Origin of the sequence: Halalkalibacterium halodurans (genome assembly GCF_004376175.1) — a bacterium.
In the GTDB taxonomy this organism is placed as follows: domain Bacteria; phylum Bacillota; class Bacilli; order Bacillales; family Bacillaceae_D; genus Halalkalibacterium; species Halalkalibacterium halodurans.
This window is the reverse complement of record NZ_SNUY01000037.1, coordinates 1-17,666: the sequence shown is the minus strand read 5'-3', so window position 1 is coordinate 17,666 and position 17,666 is coordinate 1. Positions and strand designations below refer to the sequence as shown.

The 17,666-nt window shown below is 42.1% G+C and carries 17 protein-coding genes and 2 pseudogenes; 1 reads left to right on the top strand and 18 read right to left on the bottom strand.

From position 1 onward, the window contains the following. Positions 1-202: 202 nt before the first annotated feature. The 10 genes from E2L07_RS12630 to E2L07_RS12585 all read right to left on the bottom strand — a co-directional run bounded on the left by E2L07_RS12630 (position 203) and on the right by E2L07_RS12585 (position 10,361). The gene (locus E2L07_RS12630) at positions 203-1,210 is read right to left on the bottom strand and encodes a LacI family DNA-binding transcriptional regulator (RefSeq protein WP_053431201.1); all 1,008 of its coding nucleotides are present in this window, start codon (positions 1,208-1,210) and stop codon (positions 203-205) included. A gap of 102 nt (positions 1,211-1,312) precedes the next feature. Continuing rightward, positions 1,313-1,918, bottom strand: coding sequence for a YesL family protein (locus tag E2L07_RS12625; RefSeq protein WP_134229734.1), 606 nt, complete (start codon positions 1,916-1,918; stop codon positions 1,313-1,315). Positions 1,919-1,948: 30 nt separating this feature from the next. Then, positions 1,949-2,806 carry a carbohydrate ABC transporter permease gene (locus E2L07_RS12620; RefSeq protein WP_010898086.1) on the bottom strand — a complete coding sequence of 286 codons (858 nt, stop codon included), beginning with the start codon at positions 2,804-2,806 and terminating at the stop codon, positions 1,949-1,951. Between the two features lie 13 nt (positions 2,807-2,819). Beyond that, positions 2,820-3,737 carry a carbohydrate ABC transporter permease gene (locus E2L07_RS12615; protein ID WP_134229733.1) on the bottom strand — a complete coding sequence of 306 codons (918 nt, stop codon included), beginning with the start codon at positions 3,735-3,737 and terminating at the stop codon, positions 2,820-2,822. A 63-nt stretch (positions 3,738-3,800) separates the two neighbouring features. Next, positions 3,801-5,081: an ABC transporter substrate-binding protein gene (locus E2L07_RS12610; protein WP_134229732.1), complete on the bottom strand. Its 1,281-nt coding sequence runs from the start codon at positions 5,079-5,081 to the stop codon at positions 3,801-3,803. A 170-nt stretch (positions 5,082-5,251) separates the two neighbouring features. Then, positions 5,252-6,595, bottom strand: coding sequence for a GH1 family beta-glucosidase (locus tag E2L07_RS12605; protein ID WP_134229731.1), 1,344 nt, complete (start codon positions 6,593-6,595; stop codon positions 5,252-5,254). A gap of 217 nt (positions 6,596-6,812) precedes the next feature. Further along, positions 6,813-7,799, bottom strand: coding sequence for a hypothetical protein (locus tag E2L07_RS12600; RefSeq protein ID WP_053431206.1), 987 nt, complete (start codon positions 7,797-7,799; stop codon positions 6,813-6,815). 191 nt (positions 7,800-7,990) lie between these two features. Further along, positions 7,991-8,257, bottom strand: a complete 267-nt coding sequence (locus E2L07_RS12595) for a hypothetical protein (RefSeq protein ID WP_134229730.1) — start codon at positions 8,255-8,257, stop codon at positions 7,991-7,993. A gap of 18 nt (positions 8,258-8,275) precedes the next feature. Continuing rightward, on the bottom strand, positions 8,276-8,656 hold the full coding sequence (locus E2L07_RS12590) for a YybH family protein (protein ID WP_134229729.1): 381 nt from the start codon (positions 8,654-8,656) through the stop codon (positions 8,276-8,278). A 61-nt stretch (positions 8,657-8,717) separates the two neighbouring features. Further along, entirely contained in the window at positions 8,718-10,361 is a 1,644-nt protein-coding gene (locus E2L07_RS12585; protein ID WP_134229728.1) for an ATP-binding protein, read from the bottom strand. A gap of 390 nt (positions 10,362-10,751) precedes the next feature. Here E2L07_RS12585 and E2L07_RS12580 point away from each other — a divergent pair, with 390 nt between their 5' ends. Continuing rightward, positions 10,752-11,264 (top strand): GNAT family protein, encoded by a 513-nt coding sequence (locus tag E2L07_RS12580; RefSeq protein ID WP_010898078.1) that lies wholly within the window; start codon positions 10,752-10,754, stop codon positions 11,262-11,264. A gap of 189 nt (positions 11,265-11,453) precedes the next feature. Here E2L07_RS12580 and E2L07_RS12575 read toward each other — a convergent pair whose 3' ends face one another. The 8 genes and pseudogenes from E2L07_RS12575 to E2L07_RS12545 form a co-directional block, all read right to left on the bottom strand. After that, the gene (locus E2L07_RS12575; protein WP_134229727.1) at positions 11,454-12,224 is read right to left on the bottom strand and encodes a polysaccharide deacetylase family protein; all 771 of its coding nucleotides are present in this window, start codon (positions 12,222-12,224) and stop codon (positions 11,454-11,456) included. A 17-nt stretch (positions 12,225-12,241) separates the two neighbouring features. Continuing rightward, on the bottom strand, positions 12,242-12,397 hold the full coding sequence (locus tag E2L07_RS20840; RefSeq protein ID WP_166740073.1) for a hypothetical protein: 156 nt from the start codon (positions 12,395-12,397) through the stop codon (positions 12,242-12,244). Beyond that, on the bottom strand, positions 12,384-12,665 hold the full coding sequence (locus E2L07_RS12570) for an alpha/beta-type small acid-soluble spore protein (RefSeq protein ID WP_134229726.1): 282 nt from the start codon (positions 12,663-12,665) through the stop codon (positions 12,384-12,386). The genes E2L07_RS20840 and E2L07_RS12570 overlap by 14 nt, the downstream gene beginning before the upstream one ends. A gap of 235 nt (positions 12,666-12,900) precedes the next feature. Then, positions 12,901-13,563: a spermine/spermidine synthase domain-containing protein gene (locus tag E2L07_RS12565; protein WP_134229725.1), complete on the bottom strand. Its 663-nt coding sequence runs from the start codon at positions 13,561-13,563 to the stop codon at positions 12,901-12,903. A gap of 194 nt (positions 13,564-13,757) precedes the next feature. Then, positions 13,758-15,374, bottom strand: coding sequence for an ABC transporter substrate-binding protein (locus tag E2L07_RS12560; RefSeq protein ID WP_166740076.1), 1,617 nt, complete (start codon positions 15,372-15,374; stop codon positions 13,758-13,760). A 63-nt stretch (positions 15,375-15,437) separates the two neighbouring features. Then, on the bottom strand, positions 15,438-16,331 hold the full coding sequence (locus E2L07_RS12555; protein WP_134229723.1) for a carbohydrate ABC transporter permease: 894 nt from the start codon (positions 16,329-16,331) through the stop codon (positions 15,438-15,440). Positions 16,332-16,344: 13 nt separating this feature from the next. Next, positions 16,345-17,303, bottom strand: a pseudogene (locus E2L07_RS12550) (ABC transporter permease). Between the two features lie 104 nt (positions 17,304-17,407). Further along, positions 17,408-17,539 (bottom strand): annotated as a pseudogene (locus E2L07_RS12545) (helix-turn-helix domain-containing protein); the annotation flags it as partial. Positions 17,540-17,666: the final 127 nt, after the last annotated feature.

The window sequence follows — 17,666 nt, the reverse complement described above, 5'->3', positions numbered from 1 at the left end:
TGGTTTTAACAATCTATGATTGGAGGGAGACAAGCGTAAAGATGTTTGTTCCTTCTCTATGAAAAAAGGCGAATTCCATAGAGAAGGGGATGGTTAAAAACTCCTGCTTGCTACATGCTCCATGCCTGTATGTTCTTACAGCGCAAAAAAGAAAAGTGACCACCCTAGTGGATGCTCACTCCATAAAACAATAGTATGCTACTTAAATCTTTCGACATGAATCCCTCTCGATGAGGGTGACGGGAATTTTCACAGAAAGGCTTTGTTTTTCATTTTCATTAATTTGATCCAACAAAAGATTTGCCGCCGTTTTCCCGATCAGATCTGTATTTTGACGAATCGTCGTCAAAGCAGGAGCCGTATACCGGATCATCTGAATATCGTCAAAACCGACAATAGAAAAATCTTCAGGGACGCTAAGACCGTGCTTTCGGATCGTGTCAATCGCTCCTAAAGCCATTAAATCTCCTGCTGCGTAAACAGCGGTTGGTCGCACACGGTTACGAAGAAGGGCCTCCATCGCTCGCTGTCCTCCTTCATAAGTAAAAAAGCCACCATCAACAATAAACTCATCAGAAATGGAGAGGTTAAGTTTTTGAATCGCATCTTTAAATCCTTTTAACCGTTGGACGCCAACGAAAAGCCCTTGATCACCGGAGATGTGAGCGATTGATCGATGGCCTAAGCTAACCAAGTAATCCACTGCTAGTTCGCTTCCATACTCATTATCACTATAAACGGCACTAGAGCCTTTACTATCTAAGTCAATGACAACGGACGGAATGTCTGCTTTCATCAGTTTTTCGACTTCAGGATCATTTAATAAAGAGCAAACAACAACAATCCCGTCCACCCCGCGATAGCGGAAATGCTCTAAATAGGTCTTCGCTTCATTACCAATTTGATTGGACGCAAATAACAAATCATATCCGAAGCGTTCGACATTTTTCTTAAAATTTTCGATCACCGAGCTAAAGAAAGGATGCTCCATCCCCACTCCTGCCTTCTCTACGAATACGACACCGATCGTCCACGATTTTTTCGTCGTTAGCATGCGCGCGCTAGAGCTCGGAAAATACCCCATTTCTGTAACCGCATCCATTACTTTTTTTCTTGCTTTGTCACTAACATCTGTATAATTGTTCAACACTTTTGAGACAGTCGTGATGGAATAACCGGTCTTTTTTGCTATATCATAAATGGTCGCCATGTTTGATCTCCTTTTGTGCGAAAACCCTTTCGAACCCATTCTATTTCACGTCTCTATATGTGTCAATCATAAAGTAAGGCACTCACGACCAATATACTGTCCTTAACTAGCATATTTCTTTGTAAATGTCGTGAGATTTTGACTCATCCACACATAGGAAATCACACTCACTCCTACGACAAGAAATACTTTCGGTAAAAAGATGGCAAGCAAAACATAGGCGACGAGCCAAATGAATTGCATCACCGTTTTTAGTGGATGAATAAACACAAGACCAATTGCTGCTTTCACATATTGGATGGTCTTCATCTCAAAATGAGCCATGATCGAAAATAAATTGATGAAGGCTAAAGTCATAATAGCCGCAAAGAAAAACACGACGAGGTAAATAAAAAATTGAACATCCTTCTCATAAAAATAAGTCGCAAATGCTGCATTCACATAAAGGACATAAAAGCCTAATCCAAAGAAAAGTCCGAGGACATTCGAGCGAACAAACGCCGTTTTGTAAGCGTCGAAAAAGGCAGGCACGAGCTGAAGTTCTTGATCTCCCCTCAACTTTGCACGAATGACAGAAAACAAGGCGACCGTTGCGGGCATGACACCGAAAACCCCTAAACCTAGCAAAGAACCTAGCAACCAGAGGAGATTTAACACGGTGAAAAAATAAACCGCATGGGCGAATTGAACCATCTTTTGATTGATCATTGTAAACCCTCGCTTTTCTTTTTTTCAGACTTAGCTTTTCACTGCCCCTTCAGACAGACTGTCGATAAACAGTCGATTGAACAAGAGAAAGACGATAATTAGTGGGACAGTAGCCCAAAATGTTCCTGACATGATCATCCCATAATCCATTTGCCTTGCATCGTTTAACGATCGTAAGGCCACTTGCAACGTATGCATGGAAGGATCACGCAGGACGACGAGCGGCCAGAGGAAATCGTTCCATACTTGCATAAAGACGATGATTCCTAGCGTAGCGAATGCAGGGAGAATCATGGGAACGACAATGTTCCAATAAATTCTAAAGGTTGAGCACCCATCCATTCGTGCCGCTTCTATTAATTCAGTCGGCACCCCTTCTTTAATATATTGCCTCATCCAAAAAATCCCGAATGCATTAATTAATCCAGGGACAATGATGGCGCGATAATCGTTCAGCCAGCCAAGTTCCGTAATAATGTAATATTGAGGAATCAGCCCCAATTGAGGAGGGACCATCATCGTAATCAAAATAAAGACGAACAGTACATTTTTCCCTTTGAACGCAAGCTTCGCAAACGCATAGCCCGCGAGTGAGCAAAGAAATAACGTTCCGATCGTGACCGATGTAGACACGACAAGGGAGTTCCACATTGCACCAAAGAAGTCGATGTTGTCAAGTACTTTTTGGAAATTGTTCACCAAGTCTCGCCCTGGGGTAAAAGGTGGAGGTACTTGATTGATCTCACGGTTCAGCCGCGTTGCCATAACAAACATATAGTAAAACGGAAATAGTGAGGCAAGCGACGCGATAAGTAAAAACAGGTAGACGGCCAGTTTTTTTATCGAAAATCGAGGGCTCCCTACTTCTTTCTCTTTCGTTCGATCCACTTTTGTTCCCTCCTCACATCACTTTTTTTGAACGGCCAATCCGATTCGTAATGAGCAAATTGATCGCCGTAAGGGTAATAATAATGAAAAATAAAACAATCGCTGCAGCAGAAGCTGTTCCAAAGGCATTAAGCACAAACGCATCTCGCCATAAGTACGCAACCATTGTGATCCCTTCTTCTCGCAGGCCGCGCCCTAAAAAGATTAACGGCTCCGTAAATAGCTGCAAGCTTCCTATCGTTGCCGTAAACACCACAAACAAAATAAACGGCTTTAGCATCGGTACCGTAATGAGGCGAATTTGCTGCCCAATGGTGGCACCGTCGATTTTCGCCGCTTCATAAAGCTCCTTTGGAATGCTTTGCATTCCTGCCAAAAAGATAATCGTGTTGTACCCAACCCAGCGCCAAAACACCATGGTCGCAATCGCGATTTTTACCGGCCAGTATTCCTGACTCCAGCGGACCGGATCAATATTAAATAAACTTAATACATAGTTCGCAAGCCCGAACGGCTGATTATTAAACACGAGGCCGAAAATAATCGCCACAGCGACGATCGACGTAATGTAAGGTAAAAAAACAAGCGTCCGAAATGTATGCTGAAATCGAATCAACGCGGAATTCAACGCGAACGCGAGTAAAATACCGATGATAATTTGCGGTAACGTCCCGAGAATTCCAATAATGAACGTATTTTTGATGGCAGAAAAAAACGTCGGATCATTAAAAATAAGTTGAAAATTGGCTAAACCCACATAGCTCATTGGGTTCAGACCGTCCCACCTGAAAAATGACAAGTAAAAACTGAAGATCATTGGAAACAAACCGAAAACTGCAAACAGAATAAAAAAGGGTGAGATGAACGCATACGCTGATAGTGCCGTCCGTCTTTCTTCTGTTAACCATCGTTCCTTCGCCGAGTGTGCCAACGAATTTCCTCCTTCCTTTGTGGAGCGAAGGGAGAGAAGAATCCCTCTCCCTTCAACTGCCACCTATTGACGATTTAAAACATCTTGAATCCGTTTTATCGCTGCCTCCCACTCGTCATCTGGCTCTGAGCCCGCGGCAACATTATCGATTGCTTGTTTGATTTCCTCATCTATTGGATAATAGTTTCTTCCTTTATAAACAGGCTCGACAGCTTGTGCTGCTTCAGAAAATATTTGTGCTGTTTTCAATCCACCAAAATACGCATCTTCATAATCCATAAATTCTGACATCTCGTAAACGGCTGGAGCTGATGGGAACAGTCCGTAGTCTAAAAATGACTTTAATTGTTGCTCAGGTGCAGTTAACCACTCGACAAATTTGTACGCCTCTTCAGGATGCTCTGATTCCGCTGGAATTGCTACATACGAGCCTCCCCAGTTTCCAGCACCTTCAGGCATAGTGGAGATCGACCAAACCCCTTCTTCTGGTTCATTGTCTTTAATAACTCCTTGCATCCATGCAGGCGCTAACATCGTTGCATACGAGCCATCGCCCATGCCAGCAAACCATTCTGGCGTCCAAAGAGGAATATCACCAATAACACCTTTGTCAAGCAAACGAGCGGTATAGTCAAAAGCGTCACGAATGTGCTCGTGGTCTTCAATGATCAACTGATCTTCTTCGTTAAAGTATTGTTGTTTTGCTTGATCACGCTTTGCGTTATAAATTAACTCTGCGCCATCTGCCATTTGCTTGCCTGTTTTCTCATAAATCTCGTCTGCCACGCGTTCAAAATCATCCCAAGTTGCGACGAGTTCACTTACAGCCTCTGGCGATGAATCAAAGCCGGCTTCTTCAAACACATCGGTACGGTAATACATGACCGTCGGTCCAATGTCTGTTGGTAATCCAAACATAAAGGTCCCATCTGCATTCTCGCCTCGTCTCCAAACCCAATCTAAGTATTGATCTTGTACATTCTCCGCACCGAATTCATACAAATTGTAAAACGCTTGTTCTGCGTTACGATAACGTTCCATTTGCGCTTCTTCAATCATCGTAATATCTGGTGCTCCACTTCCAGCAGATATGGATGTAAATAAATTATCATGAAGGTCATTCATGTCACTGTTTTGTAGGTTAATCTTCACATGAGGATTTTCTTCTTCGTACTCGGCAATGAGTTTGTCATAGCCTGTGTTTCCAAACTCCCAAAACACTAATTCGACTTGATCTTCACTAGTAGGCGACTCAGGATCGTTGTCTGACGCTTGCTGACCATTACAACCAACGAACAAGAGTGCCGAAACAAAACCAATACTAAGCAATTTCATTTTTTTCATCGTTATTCCCCCTTCATTCTTTGTAAGCATATAATCCTAAAGAATAATTGATTTTTCTCATTTCACCTCCTTTCATGCGATCACAAAACCTAAAGCGCTTTCGCAAACATTAAAGTAAGTTGAATCTTGAGAAAAAAATGGTCGCTTGCTGCTATAAATCAATTAACCTCTTAAAGTTCAAAGAACTGATTGGCAATCATTTGTTTATACCAATAGAAACTATCCTTCTTCGTCCGTTCCAACGTTCGATAATTGACGTGAACGATGCCAAACCTCATACTGTAGCCCTCGGCCCATTCAAAATTATCGAGCAATGACCACGCCATGTATCCTTTAATGTTGACACCTGACTCCATGCTACGCTTTAGTGCCGTCAAATGCTGGCTCAAGTAGCGGATTCGACCCTCATCCTTCACTTGCCCATTCACAGGTTCATCATTGTAACAAGACCCATTTTCCGTAATATAAATCGGGATTTGACCATATTGCTCAGTTATATAGGACAACACTTTGTAAAAGCCTTCAGGATAAATGTTCCAGCCAATATCCGTTTTCTCATACCCTGCGTCTACTTTTTCTAGATCAAATAGTCCTTCGTTCTCCTTGTAGCGGGCAACACTTCCTGTATAATAGTTAATTCCTAAAAAATCAATTGGTTGCTGAATCGTCTCCATATCTCCAGCCTCAATGGGTACGGTTATCCCTTTCTTCTCAAACCATTCGACTAAGAAAGATGGGTAAGCTCCCTTGAAGACAGGATCCATAAACCATTCGATAAACCAACCATTTCCCCGTTTGCAAGCTTCCGCGTCTTCCCTTTGATTGCTGAAAGGCTCATTCCATTCCACATTTGGCGCGTATCCGATTTGTCCATTAAGCCCCATTTTTCGATACGACTGAACCGCTTTTCCATGAGCAACTAGAAGATGGTGGGCCACATTTGCCGCTAACTGGAGATCGGTATTCCCAGGTGCATGGACACCGATGTAATTTGAAAGGAAAGAAACGCACCACGGTTCATTAAAGGTAATCCAGTGGTCGATTTTATCCCCGAACTCTTCGAACATAATCTCAGCATAACAGACAAAAGCATCGATCGTGTCGCGATTATCCCACCCGCCTTTTTCTTGCAATGCTTGCGGCAAATCCCAATGGTAGAGAGTACACATCGGTTGAATCCCGTTTTCGGTTAAACGATCAACAAGTCGATGGTAATAATCTAATCCTTCACGTGACACCTCCCCTGTACCATTCGGAAAAATTCGCGGCCAAGCAACAGAGAAGCGATACATATCCACGCCTAAATCCTTCATTATCTCAATATCTTCTTCATAGCGATGATAGCTATCACAAGCCACATCTCCATTGTCACCGTTCTTTACTTTCCCTGGAGTTTTCGCAAAGACGTCCCATATTGAAGCGCCTCTACCTCCAGCATTGATTGCTCCTTCAATTTGATAGGAAGCGGTTGCCACTCCCCATTTCATTTCTTTCGGAAATTGAATGATCGACACGTTAAAACTCCTCTCCACTAAATAACTAAAGCGCTTTCGAAAAAGATTCTAATAATATCTCTATGATTACCACAGAGACAGCGAATTTATATAATAAATAATGAAACCGCTTTCGTAAATTATTGTAGTCGTTTTTCTTTCCCTTGGCAAGAGTTTTTTTATTTTCCGTAAAATACTTTTTCTTAGTTCAAGTCATGTGAAAAAGCATAGCCTTCCTTTAATGGCTACGCTTTTCGAACGATTCTTCTGACAAATCAATGATCATTTTTTCATCAAGGAATTCACTTTTTGAATAAAGTAAAATCTCAAACGTAACGTCCGATAGATCCTCAGGTATGTTCGAAAATTCCATCGATATTTCTAACGGCAAACTTATAAAATCTTGATAAGTAAACCGCTCTAATTGTGCTTCTGGAATTTCCTGACCATTTCGTTCAAGGTGAATGATTGAATTGGTTGTAAATGAGTAATTGTTTAATCTTCTAACTTTATCAGCTAGCTTAACGCTCGCAGAAATATCAATATGATGAAAAGGCCGCTCTATGTTTTCTTCGAACGTAAAGACAAACGTTGAAAATCGCTCACCTGATAAGCGGCTCACCTGAATGTCAGAGTTTAAAAATGAAAAAGTCGTCTCTTCCCCTTCATGTAATGTAAGCTTTTGTTCAAAAAAGACCTCTTTTAAGATTTCTGCCATTGTCATCTTTATGATTAATTGATCTGGAATGTCGTCGTACAATGGCGGAAAAACTAAATAGGAATCCCACACTTCTTGAGTAAAAAGAGATGTTTCAAACGGAGTCAATGGATCGATCGCTTCCACTTCTTTCCCATTTTGATCGATCATCTTAGGCGAGAAGGAAGCGAAATGAGTATCGTTGATTTCTGAATAATAATGGATAAAGGTAGCTGTCGGAGCAAATATCACTTCATCAATAAACCAATCTTGATCGATGATGGTTGTTTTTTCATCTACCTGCTTGATGACAGTAGGTGATTTTTCTACAGGAATCTCAAAATGCCACTCACCATAAACAACATGAGACTCCCAATCACCCGATGCATCCCAATTATGTACAAATAGATCTCGTATTTCTAAAGAGAGGTATCCTTCATCTGCATGGATCGGCTGCAAATAAAAATCCCCTTCATATGTGGCATTTGCTTCGTCGACATGAGTGGACTGTTGCTGCCAGAAACCCATGGAGCTTGTTACCCTCTCTCGCTCAGAAATAAAGCTGATCATAAACATATTCAACGAGCAACGTTTAAGGTACAGAGCACGATCCGATGACAGCCACAGAAGGCTCAACCTTTTCAATAATCTGAAGTTGACGTTTCAACAGTTTACTGTAAGAAATACCCAATACATCGGCAGCTTGCTCAATGGGAAGCTTAAAAATGTGAACAGCACCAATTAGGTAGTTGCTTGAGTAAAGGGTCTTTCGGTTTACGACTAAATCGTTTGCAATCATGGATGAAGCGTTGAATGGTTGTAGCTGTAAGATCTCGTTGATCGAAAATATGGCTTTTTTTCAGCCATTTATAATGAGCAAGCAGCGTACGCTCGATGCTCTCCTCATCGCCGAACAGGGATGCTGCTTGATAATAACGTAACAAGTGAGATTCAAACAGATTTAGATGATGTGAAGGAGTTTCCATCTCGTTCCTCCCTCTTGGTTATTTCCGCTCGGACGGTGCACTCAAATGTTCATGAATTAACAACCACTCTCCATGCTTAACCTTCGTAAATACATTGGTGGCTCGACCACTGCCTGTCACATGTTTCCCGTTCATAATCCCTTCATAATGAAACGTATAAATACATGTAGCATTATCATCCCCTGTCGTTAGCCAATATACATTATGAGCAGAGTAAATTTCACCTTGAACTGTATTCCAAGCGTGCTCGAAATAAGCTCGAATTTGTTCCATCGTTGTACATGTTTCGTCTGTAAACCAATAGACGGCGTGAGGGTGCAGGCACTTTTCAACTTCCTCAAACCGATGGGTATTAGTTGCAGTAATATATGCCTTTAGTGCATTTTCAAAAGCTGACACATTTATCTCTCCTCATAGTTAAAAAATCCGTTTACTGAATTTTTTTCTTGTTCAAGTAGCATCATTCAAAAATGAATGCTTCTCGTCCTTCTTTTACCGGAAGTAATATTTCGAATGTCGAGCCTTCACCCAGCTGGGAAACAACATTGATCGTTCCTCCATGGTTTTTAATGATTCGATAACAAATCGATAATCCTAATCCTAATCCATCATCTTTCGTTGTGAAGAACGGGTTAAATAATTGATTTAATTGGTCTTCGCTCATTCCACATCCTTCATCTTGGACTTTGATTGAGAACATGCCATTCCCTAAATCTTTTCCGGTCTCTACTCGAATGGCTCCCCCGCGCTCCATCGCATCCATCGCGTTCGTTAGGAGATTGATCAACACTTGCTTCATTTGACTTGCATCTACTAGTAATTCATCCGTTTCATCAATCGAATGATTTACTTCCATTTGAACATTATGTAAAGATCCTTGACTTTCCATAAAGCGAATTACTTGCTCAACAAGAGTATGTAGACTCGTTTTCTTTAACTCTGGCGGCTCCGGCTTTGAGACGATCACAAAATCATTTACGAGCTTGCGAACTCGCTCCAGCTCATCTGACATGATTCGTAAGTATTGCTTCGCCTTTTCATCTAAATAGCTTTCATTTTTTAATAGATTCACGAAACCAATAATCGGTGTTAACGGATTCCGTATTTCATGGGCAAGCCCAGCACTCAGTCGACCTATCGCAGAGAATTTCTCATTTTGAATTACTTGCTGTTCTAGTTCTACACGATCCGTGATATCACGAAATTGGCCATAAGCACCAATAAATTCTTGATTTTTTCCGTAGATTGGTGATACGTCCATCGTAATATACTTCATCTTATTTTCAATGTTTATAAAGTTTAAATCCATGTTGTCAATGCGTTGTTTCTTCCTCACGGCTAACTCAACATATTCGCCAAATGGCTGAACCTCGCGAACCTTCTTCCCTAACATATCCTCACGATCAATGGCAAACAACTCTTCCGCGCTATGGTTGCACTCGGTTATCTTGCCTTCTTTATCCGTAATAACAATTCCGTTTCTCGACGTTGTGACCATAATTTGATTCAGGCTTTCCAACTTGCGATTTTGAACCCGTAGCTTAAATTCTCGCTCAATCCCATCAACGACTGAAGATAACAGACCACTATGTAGCGGACTGGCATTTTCCACGCTTGTCATAATCCCGATTGTTCCCTTTTGAGGTTCATTATACCAATTAACTGTACTAAATAAGCAGCTTGTACATGAAAAGTTGTGCATACTTTCAAAGAAGTGTTCCTTTCCTTTGACTTGGAACGTCTTCTCATATGTAAGCGCTAAGTCTACAGCATTCGTTCCTGCCCCCTTTTCCGTAAAGGCCAATCCTGGCTTTAATCCGAGCTCTTCTTGAAAAAAGGCTTCCCCCGTTACATCAAGGACGACACGTTCATGATCGGTGACGATAATCAATGTAGGGATCCCTTTCAAATACAAAAGAAGCTTATCAACAAAAGGTTTCGTAATCTCTAAAAACTCTTTGTATTGTGCTTGCCTATGTTCAAGAATTTGTGTTGGATAATATGGATCAAGGCTTGGAAGTTCTTTTGGGTTTAGTCCGTATTCATAACGGCAGCGGTATTTTGAGTTAAAAATGTATAACGGCTCAAAATGCAATGATTCCACCACATACACTCCCTCCGTTTGCTTCCTATGTAGCAACTATTCTCTTTAACGGCTGTCAAATCCTGCAAAAGTACATAAGACGAAAGACGGAATTTTTCATGATGGCAAAAACAAGTGAATGATGTCAAACATTTGTAGCATACTAGCGTAAAATGACTAGGAGGGGTTCGATGCCACTCGTTCGTACGTTCATTCTCACATTCCTTGTTTTCTTGCTTGTTCATCATCTATTTTTCTCTTAAATGTAAGGTTTGTCAACAGATGTCATCCGACTTATGGTGATATTGGTGGTGTGAATTTGCATTCTCTTGCATGATCTAGTAGAATGTAAAACTGTATGTTTTTTTGGTTTCTTTAATGTTTGTGGGAATTAATAGAAAGGAGTATTTCATGTTTTTGCTTGCTCAAGAGGAGGAATTGAAAGACGCGAAAGAATTAAAAGAAGATTTAGAGGATCTAGAGTTTCAAATGTTTCGTATGCGTGAAAATGTAAAGGAAATTGCCAAAAAGTCTAAAGTGATAGGAATTGAGCCTACAAAGGGAGCGGAATGGGTCATCGTCTATTTACATGATGATGGCTACCAATGTAAGGTAATGTTAACATCCTGCGATTCAGCTTTTGATGGCACGTGGGATTTTTCAATCATGGCTAGCTATAAGGATGAAGATCACCTTCACATTGGTGACATTAAAGGACCAGAAAATCAAGGGTACGGATCGATTTGCATGAAATATTTAAAAGAGATCGCCTACGAACAAAATATCCGTTATGTGACAGGAGATATCGCAAAGCGGGACTGGGATCATCTTGATCGCCTCATCCACTTTTACGAAAAGCATCATTTCGATGTGAACATTGATACAGAAAAACAAGCTGGTGACATTGTTTGGCAGCCAGCCTAACTACAAAAGGTGATGGCATTTGATCAGTTAAAGATCGTTGGTGTAACCATAGAGGCTTACTTCTATCCGGTCCGTTAGTTCTGCAAAAAATAGAAAAAAGTCCGCCTATGTTTAAGCGGACTTCATTCCTTATTTTTCGTATGGAATGCCGATCAGCTCAGAAACCGTCACAAACTCAAAGCCTTGCTCCTATAATGTGGGGATGATTTGTCTCAAGGCTTCAATCGTCTGAGTCCGATCACCGTCAGCCTCTGCACCATCATGCATCAGTACGATAGACCCGGGCTGGGCACTGCTAATCACTGAAAAAGCGACTTCCTCAGCAGGGCGCTCGCGCCAATCTAACGTATCGATAGACCAAGCGACAACCGTGTTGTTTAATTCGGCTAACTTCTCCACAAGTTCGTTGTATAAAAACCCGTAAGGCGCTCGAAAAAAGCGTGGTCTGTACCCAACGAGATTTTGAATAATGGCCTCCGTTTGAAGCACCTCCTGTTCAAGGAGAGCAACATCATCCTCCACCACAAAATTAGGATGGGAATAGGAGTGATTCCCAATCACATGCCCTTCGGCTGCCATCCGTGTTACAAGGTCTGGAAAACGTTCCGCACGCCGGCCCATCACAAAAAACGTTGCCGGAACGTTGTACTCTTGTAGTACATCTAGCACCTGCGGCGTGAAACGAGGGTCAGGACCGTCATCAAAGGTTAATGCGATACGGTTCGCCGTTGTAGGTCCAGCGAGCACAACCGTATCAGGGTAACGTTGCTGTAAAACTACATTCGACACCGGTATGCGCTGAGTCATTTCAGCACCACCTTCAGGATCAGGTATTTGTCTTTCCTCGGCACGTTTAAACCAATTTACTCCGTGGTCGTTTGCAAACGCCATTCCTACTGGCAGCAGGAAGAATAACAATAAACAAACAACCGCTAGTAAGATTTTTCTATATGTTTTCATGACAACTGTCCTCCTTTCTACACTTCATCGAGCGCCTCTTTTCCTCTCGGTGGGATCACGCCTTTTTCACGCTGGCCCGTTTCGTTAAACTCTTCTGTAAACTGAGAGCCTGGATGATCGTCTTCCATATGAACTTCTAAAGGCTCGTCTCGATTCGTTTCACGTTTTTTCATGGTCACTACCTCCTTTTGCTTGTTGTTGTAACGCCATAGAGATCATTTCTTTGACCATTTGGCCCCCGATTCGTCCTCCGACTTTACCAGCTTCATTGGAACTTAATTTGCCGTTATACCCTTTCGTTAGAGGAACACCGAGCTCTCGCGCTACTTCATACTTCACATCATTAGATGTCTGGTATCCTTGCGTTTCCATTACGTCTTGCTTCAATTGATTTAATGCTTCGCGGGCTTCTGGAACGAGAGGACGTCGTCGTCTTGCCATAGAACCAACTCCTTTCCATCTCATGTCATATATAGCAGTTAACAAATGCAACAGTTATAGCATTTGCAGATGATTGGCAAATCTTACACGTTTTTTATAAGAAAGACAGTGAGTGATGCTAAATCGAGTTCTTTTCGTCCAAAGTAGAGGGGGCTCGCTTAACCTCTGCCAGGTAGCAGGAATATGAACATAACGAAAAACGGCCCTTCTCCTATTGAGGAAGGCCGTTTTCCCCTTATCGATCTCGGCAAGCAACATAAACATAATCAGGTGGTAATGTATGAGAGATGGAAACTGCGTGTTCATAGACCCGATCGAACAATGTTTCAAGTTCATGAAGGAAGCTCTCAGATGGTGAAGCACTCCAAAATGACACAGCACCGCCAACGCTTACCCGCTCGCGAACAAGTTCGAGACCTGTTTTCCCATACAAGCTGGCGTTTTGCTTATGGACCATCCAATCTGGTCCGTTATCCGTATCTAGACAAATGAGATCGTACGTCCGTTCGTTCGTACGTAGCCATTGTTGAATGTCGGAAATAATGATCGCCGTCCGTTCATGCTCTAGAGCTTGATTGGAGAAAGGATAAAGGTAACGATATTGCCATTCCACTACAGAAGGCTCGATTTCAACGACGTGAACTTGAACGTGATCGTTTAGGTGCACCGCTTCATCAGCTGTGATTCCGACACCTAGCCCACCAATCAACACGCTATGAACTGCATTTTTCATATGCTGAGCCCCAAGGATTACCATTTCTCGCTCGGATCGTCCATTTTCTGTAGACATGAGAAACACGCCATTGCTAATAATTTCATAGCTACTGCTTCGTTTTTGCAGCTGAATGTCGTCACCAAACACGCTTTGTCGACGGTCAATGACTTCGACTTGTCCCATCACATATCCCTCCTACATTTGGAAGCGCTTATCTTTTATCATACCAAATTTTTGTAATGATTCGCAAAAACTCTGTTGGGGGCAAGCCGAAATGTTATCTGCTAACTTTTCAGTCATCAATTTGAAATTATCGGTAAACACAACAAAAAAAACGCAGACTTTTAAAGAAAGACTGCGCGTTGATAACATTCATGTTATTCGTTCCAAAGCTCCACTCGCTCTCGTACGAGCTCAGTATAAGCCTTTTCAGCTTCTTCTACCCCTGCTTCCTCAAGGTCGTTCATAAACGCATCCCAGATGTCATCAAAATCGTCTGGTGAGGCAAGAATCGCTTCAGGGATTCGCTTTTTCACAATATCTAGACATCTTTGCATAATCAGCTCCAATTGTGATCCAGACTCTACTGGGATGTTATATGCCGCACCCCACGGTTTAACAGGGAATTCCTCTTTCGTGGGATACAAATCCTTCCACATCTCCACATCGTAATTCGCTAAAACCTCTTTTTCAACGTCAGTGTAAGCTTCAATAATTTGATCTGGACTTACAATCGTATACGTCTGTCCCGTCGAATCAGTCACTCCGTCACCGTATGATGGAGCAAATCCTTTTAATACACCGATTCCAGTGTCCCTTACGTAATTTGCAGAGTTATTACGTCTATCCATTTCCTCTTCAGGAATGACACGCTCTCCGTCAATCACCTCATAATGTTCTCCTTCTATCCCCCAATTTTGCAATATTTGCCCTTCTTCAGATGCTAAGAAATCGATAAATTTGATCGCGCGCACAGGATCTTCACAATCGATGGAAATGCCGATGCCCCAGCCGCCAAGATAACCTGTGTCTTGGAAGTTCGGATGCTTATACTCTTCTGAGAGCGTGACAGGATACATACCAAACATCCGTTCATGCTTTCCTTCTTCCCTTAGAGCCCGCTGTGCATCAGCGACTTGCCAATCTGCATCAATCGCTCCTAGGACTCGACCTGATGAGATTTTCGCTAAATATTGATCATAGCTTTGAACGAAGCTCTCTGGATCAAGCAAGCCGCTATCATTCATATGGTTTAACCAACGGAAATAGTCTTTTTCCTCCGGACGACGATAGTGCATCGTGGCTTCATACGTATCAGGGTCAATGTAAAACTCCCCATCATCTGAAACCCCTGTTACGTAAAGAGCTGGATTGGTCGTGGAAATTAAAATTCGCCAGTCATCTGCAAGCAACGATAAGCCAATGGTAGGCTGCCCATCAATCTCGGGGTATTTTTCCTTATACTCACGAATGGCTTGCTCAAAATCATAGACCGTTCGAATGTCCGGATAGCCTAACTCCTTTACGACGTCATGTTGAAGCATAAATCCATGCCCAGGCTCCCAGTACGTGTGATCCACCTCTGCTGTCGGTAAAATGTAAATCGACGGGTCCTCAGTACTCCATTTTAATCGATCGAAATAATCCCCATAAATCTTTTTCAAGTTCGGGGCATGCTCCTCAATTAAATCGGTAAGGTCAATAAGTGCCCCTGCATCCACTAGTATGTTGGAATTCCCTTTCGGCCAAATCAAATCAGGGTAATCGCCACTCGCTGCCATAAGCGAAATCTTTTGGTCCCCTCCGCTAACATCAAATTCTCCCTCTAATGTAACCCCTGTCGCTTCCACAACTTTTTGACTCACTGGGCTGTCCATATTGTCCCATTGGGAATGGGGATCGGCGCTAAATAGCGTAAAAGTGACAGGCTCATCCGAGCTTTCCTGTCCCTCTGTTGAGGTCTCTTGACTACACCCTGCCAAAACGATGATCATCGCAAGCAATAAGCCACTTAATAATCGGAAGTTTACATTCAATTTTAGTTCCCCTTTCGTTTGTTAACTCTTCACTGCACCTAGCGTCATACCTTTTACAAAAAAGCGTTGAACAAACGGATACACGAGCAAAATCGGAATGATCGTTATCATTGAGATCGCCATTTTTATCGATTCTGGGGACACAGTCCTACTGTGATCTTCACCAGATGTTCCCCTAAACGCGTTCGCATCGGAGGCGCTCATCGTTGTGTTCTGTAGAATTTTCATTAGTTCGTACTGCAAAGTCGTCAAATTCGGGTTGGAACTATTGTAAAGGTACGTGTCAAACCAAGCATTCCACTGTCCAACGGCCACAAATAAGGCGATGGTTGCCAAAACAGGCGTACATAGAGGGAGGATAATTCGCCAGAAAATTGTAAAATCATTCGCCCCATCAATTTTCGCTGACTCCTGTAGGGAATATGGCAAGCCATCCATAAATGAACGAACGATAATAATATGGAATGCATTGACCATCCCTGGCAAAACGTACACCCAAAACGTATTAATTAAATTTAACTCACGGATGAGCATATACCCAGGGATTAACCCACCTGAAAAATAAAGAGTAAGCACGATAATCGTCGAGACAAATTTCCGCGCTTGAAAATCTCCTCGGCTTAGGGTAAAGGCCACCATCGCCGACGAAAAAACCCCGAGCACTGTACCGATCACTGTCCGTAAAACCGAATTAATAAAACCGGTCACAAGGTGGTCGTACCCGAAAATGACTCGATAGTTTTCTAATGTAAACTCCCGTGGCCAAATGTAGATTCCTCCCCGAACCGTATCGACCGAATCGTTGAGCGAGATCGCAAGAACATTTAAAAAAGGGTACAGCGTGACAAGTAAGACCATCGTTAAAAAAAGGTAATTGCACCAATCAAATAGTCGATCCCCCCATTTGCCTGTCATATCTTTCCGCCTCCTACATTACGCTTTGATTCGTGAACCGTTTAAAAATGCCATTCGCTAAAAACAACAAAATGATACAAACAACGGAATTAAAAATACCAATTGCTGTTCCATAGGAATAGCGTCCAAGTCCCAATCCATAGTTTAATGCATATAAATCAAGAACTTCAGAATAGTCAACGACCAACGGATTTCCGAGTAAAAATTGTTTCTCAAATCCGATCGCCATCAAATGCCCAATCGATAAAATTAAGATGACAAGTATGGTTGGTCGAATTCCCTGTAAAGTAATGTGCCAAATTTGACGCCAACGGCTCGCGCCATCAACTTTCGCTGCTTCATAAAGCTGTGGGTCAATTCCGGCCATGGCCGCTAGAAAAATGATTGAGTTCCATCCCATCTCCTTCCACAAGTCAGATAACGTAACGATGACCCAAAACCATTCACCCTTGGCCATAAACTGCACGGGTTGATCAACGAACCAAACGCCATGAGCAGTTGATTCACGATGCCACCATCGATCGAAAGCATTTTCGTAACAATCCCAGCCACAACGACCCATGAGACGAAGTGAGGCAAATAAGAAACCGTTTGAACTGTACGCTTAAATACTGCGTGTCTTACTTCGTTCAATAAAACCGCAAATAGGATTGGCATCGTAAAGCCTACAATAAGTCCCATGATGCTCATCGCCAACGTATTACGTAAAACTAAATAAAAGCGATCATCTTGAAATAACTCGATAAAATGTTGCAACCCGACCCACTCTTGTTCAAAAAAAGATAAACCCGGCCGGAAATTTTGAAACGCCATCGTCCATCCCCAGAGGGGAAAATAATTAAACACTAAAACCAAAGCAACGAAAGGAAGTGACATTAAGTACAAATATTTTTGCTGCTTCAACGTTGTAATGATCTTTTTTCGGCGCTGCACTCGAATCTTTGAATGCGCTTTCTCTTTTACGGTTTCCAAATAACCCCCCCTCTCTGATACTTTTATCATAACGAAAACCGTTTCGTTTCAGTACCTTTCGAATGTGAGGCGATTTCAGGTCAAAATGAGAGATTGCCTAGCATTTAGTCATGATAAACTTGCAAGCTGTCGTGACGTTTTCGAAAGGTTGATGGTGAGACACCGACGTACTTTTTGAATTTTCTGTGAAAATAATCCACATTTGCATAGCCTATTTTTTCAGCTACCTCATATACTCCTGAATTATTCATACCTCGAACATAAATCAGGGTTTTAGGCCAAAAACGATTAGATTCCCGATCCCTTTGAAAGAATCATGGTTATTTTTCTTCTGAAAAGCATCTTTCTAGAATGAGGAGCGGA

Coding starts and splice junctions, on each gene's coding strand:
- E2L07_RS12630 (WP_053431201.1), bottom strand. CDS start 1,210: ATGGCGACCATTTATGATATAGCAAAAAAGACCGGTTATTCCATCACG.
- E2L07_RS12625 (WP_134229734.1), bottom strand. CDS start 1,918: ATGATCAATCAAAAGATGGTTCAATTCGCCCATGCGGTTTATTTTTTC.
- E2L07_RS12610 (WP_134229732.1), bottom strand. CDS start 5,081: ATGAAAAAAATGAAATTGCTTAGTATTGGTTTTGTTTCGGCACTCTTG.
- E2L07_RS12600 (WP_053431206.1), bottom strand. CDS start 7,799: ATGGGTTTCTGGCAGCAACAGTCCACTCATGTCGACGAAGCAAATGCC.
- E2L07_RS12595 (WP_134229730.1), bottom strand. CDS start 8,257: ATGGAAACTCCTTCACATCATCTAAATCTGTTTGAATCTCACTTGTTA.
- E2L07_RS12580 (WP_010898078.1), top strand. CDS start 10,752: ATGTTTTTGCTTGCTCAAGAGGAGGAATTGAAAGACGCGAAAGAATTA.
- E2L07_RS12575 (WP_134229727.1), bottom strand. CDS start 12,224: ATGAAAACATATAGAAAAATCTTACTAGCGGTTGTTTGTTTATTGTTA.
- E2L07_RS20840 (WP_166740073.1), bottom strand. CDS start 12,397: ATGAAAAAACGTGAAACGAATCGAGACGAGCCTTTAGAAGTTCATATG.
- E2L07_RS12570 (WP_134229726.1), bottom strand. CDS start 12,665: ATGGCAAGACGACGACGTCCTCTCGTTCCAGAAGCCCGCGAAGCATTA.
- E2L07_RS12565 (WP_134229725.1), bottom strand. CDS start 13,563: ATGGGACAAGTCGAAGTCATTGACCGTCGACAAAGCGTGTTTGGTGAC.
- E2L07_RS12560 (WP_166740076.1), bottom strand. CDS start 15,374: ATGATCATCGTTTTGGCAGGGTGTAGTCAAGAGACCTCAACAGAGGGA.
- E2L07_RS12555 (WP_134229723.1), bottom strand. CDS start 16,331: ATGACAGGCAAATGGGGGGATCGACTATTTGATTGGTGCAATTACCTT.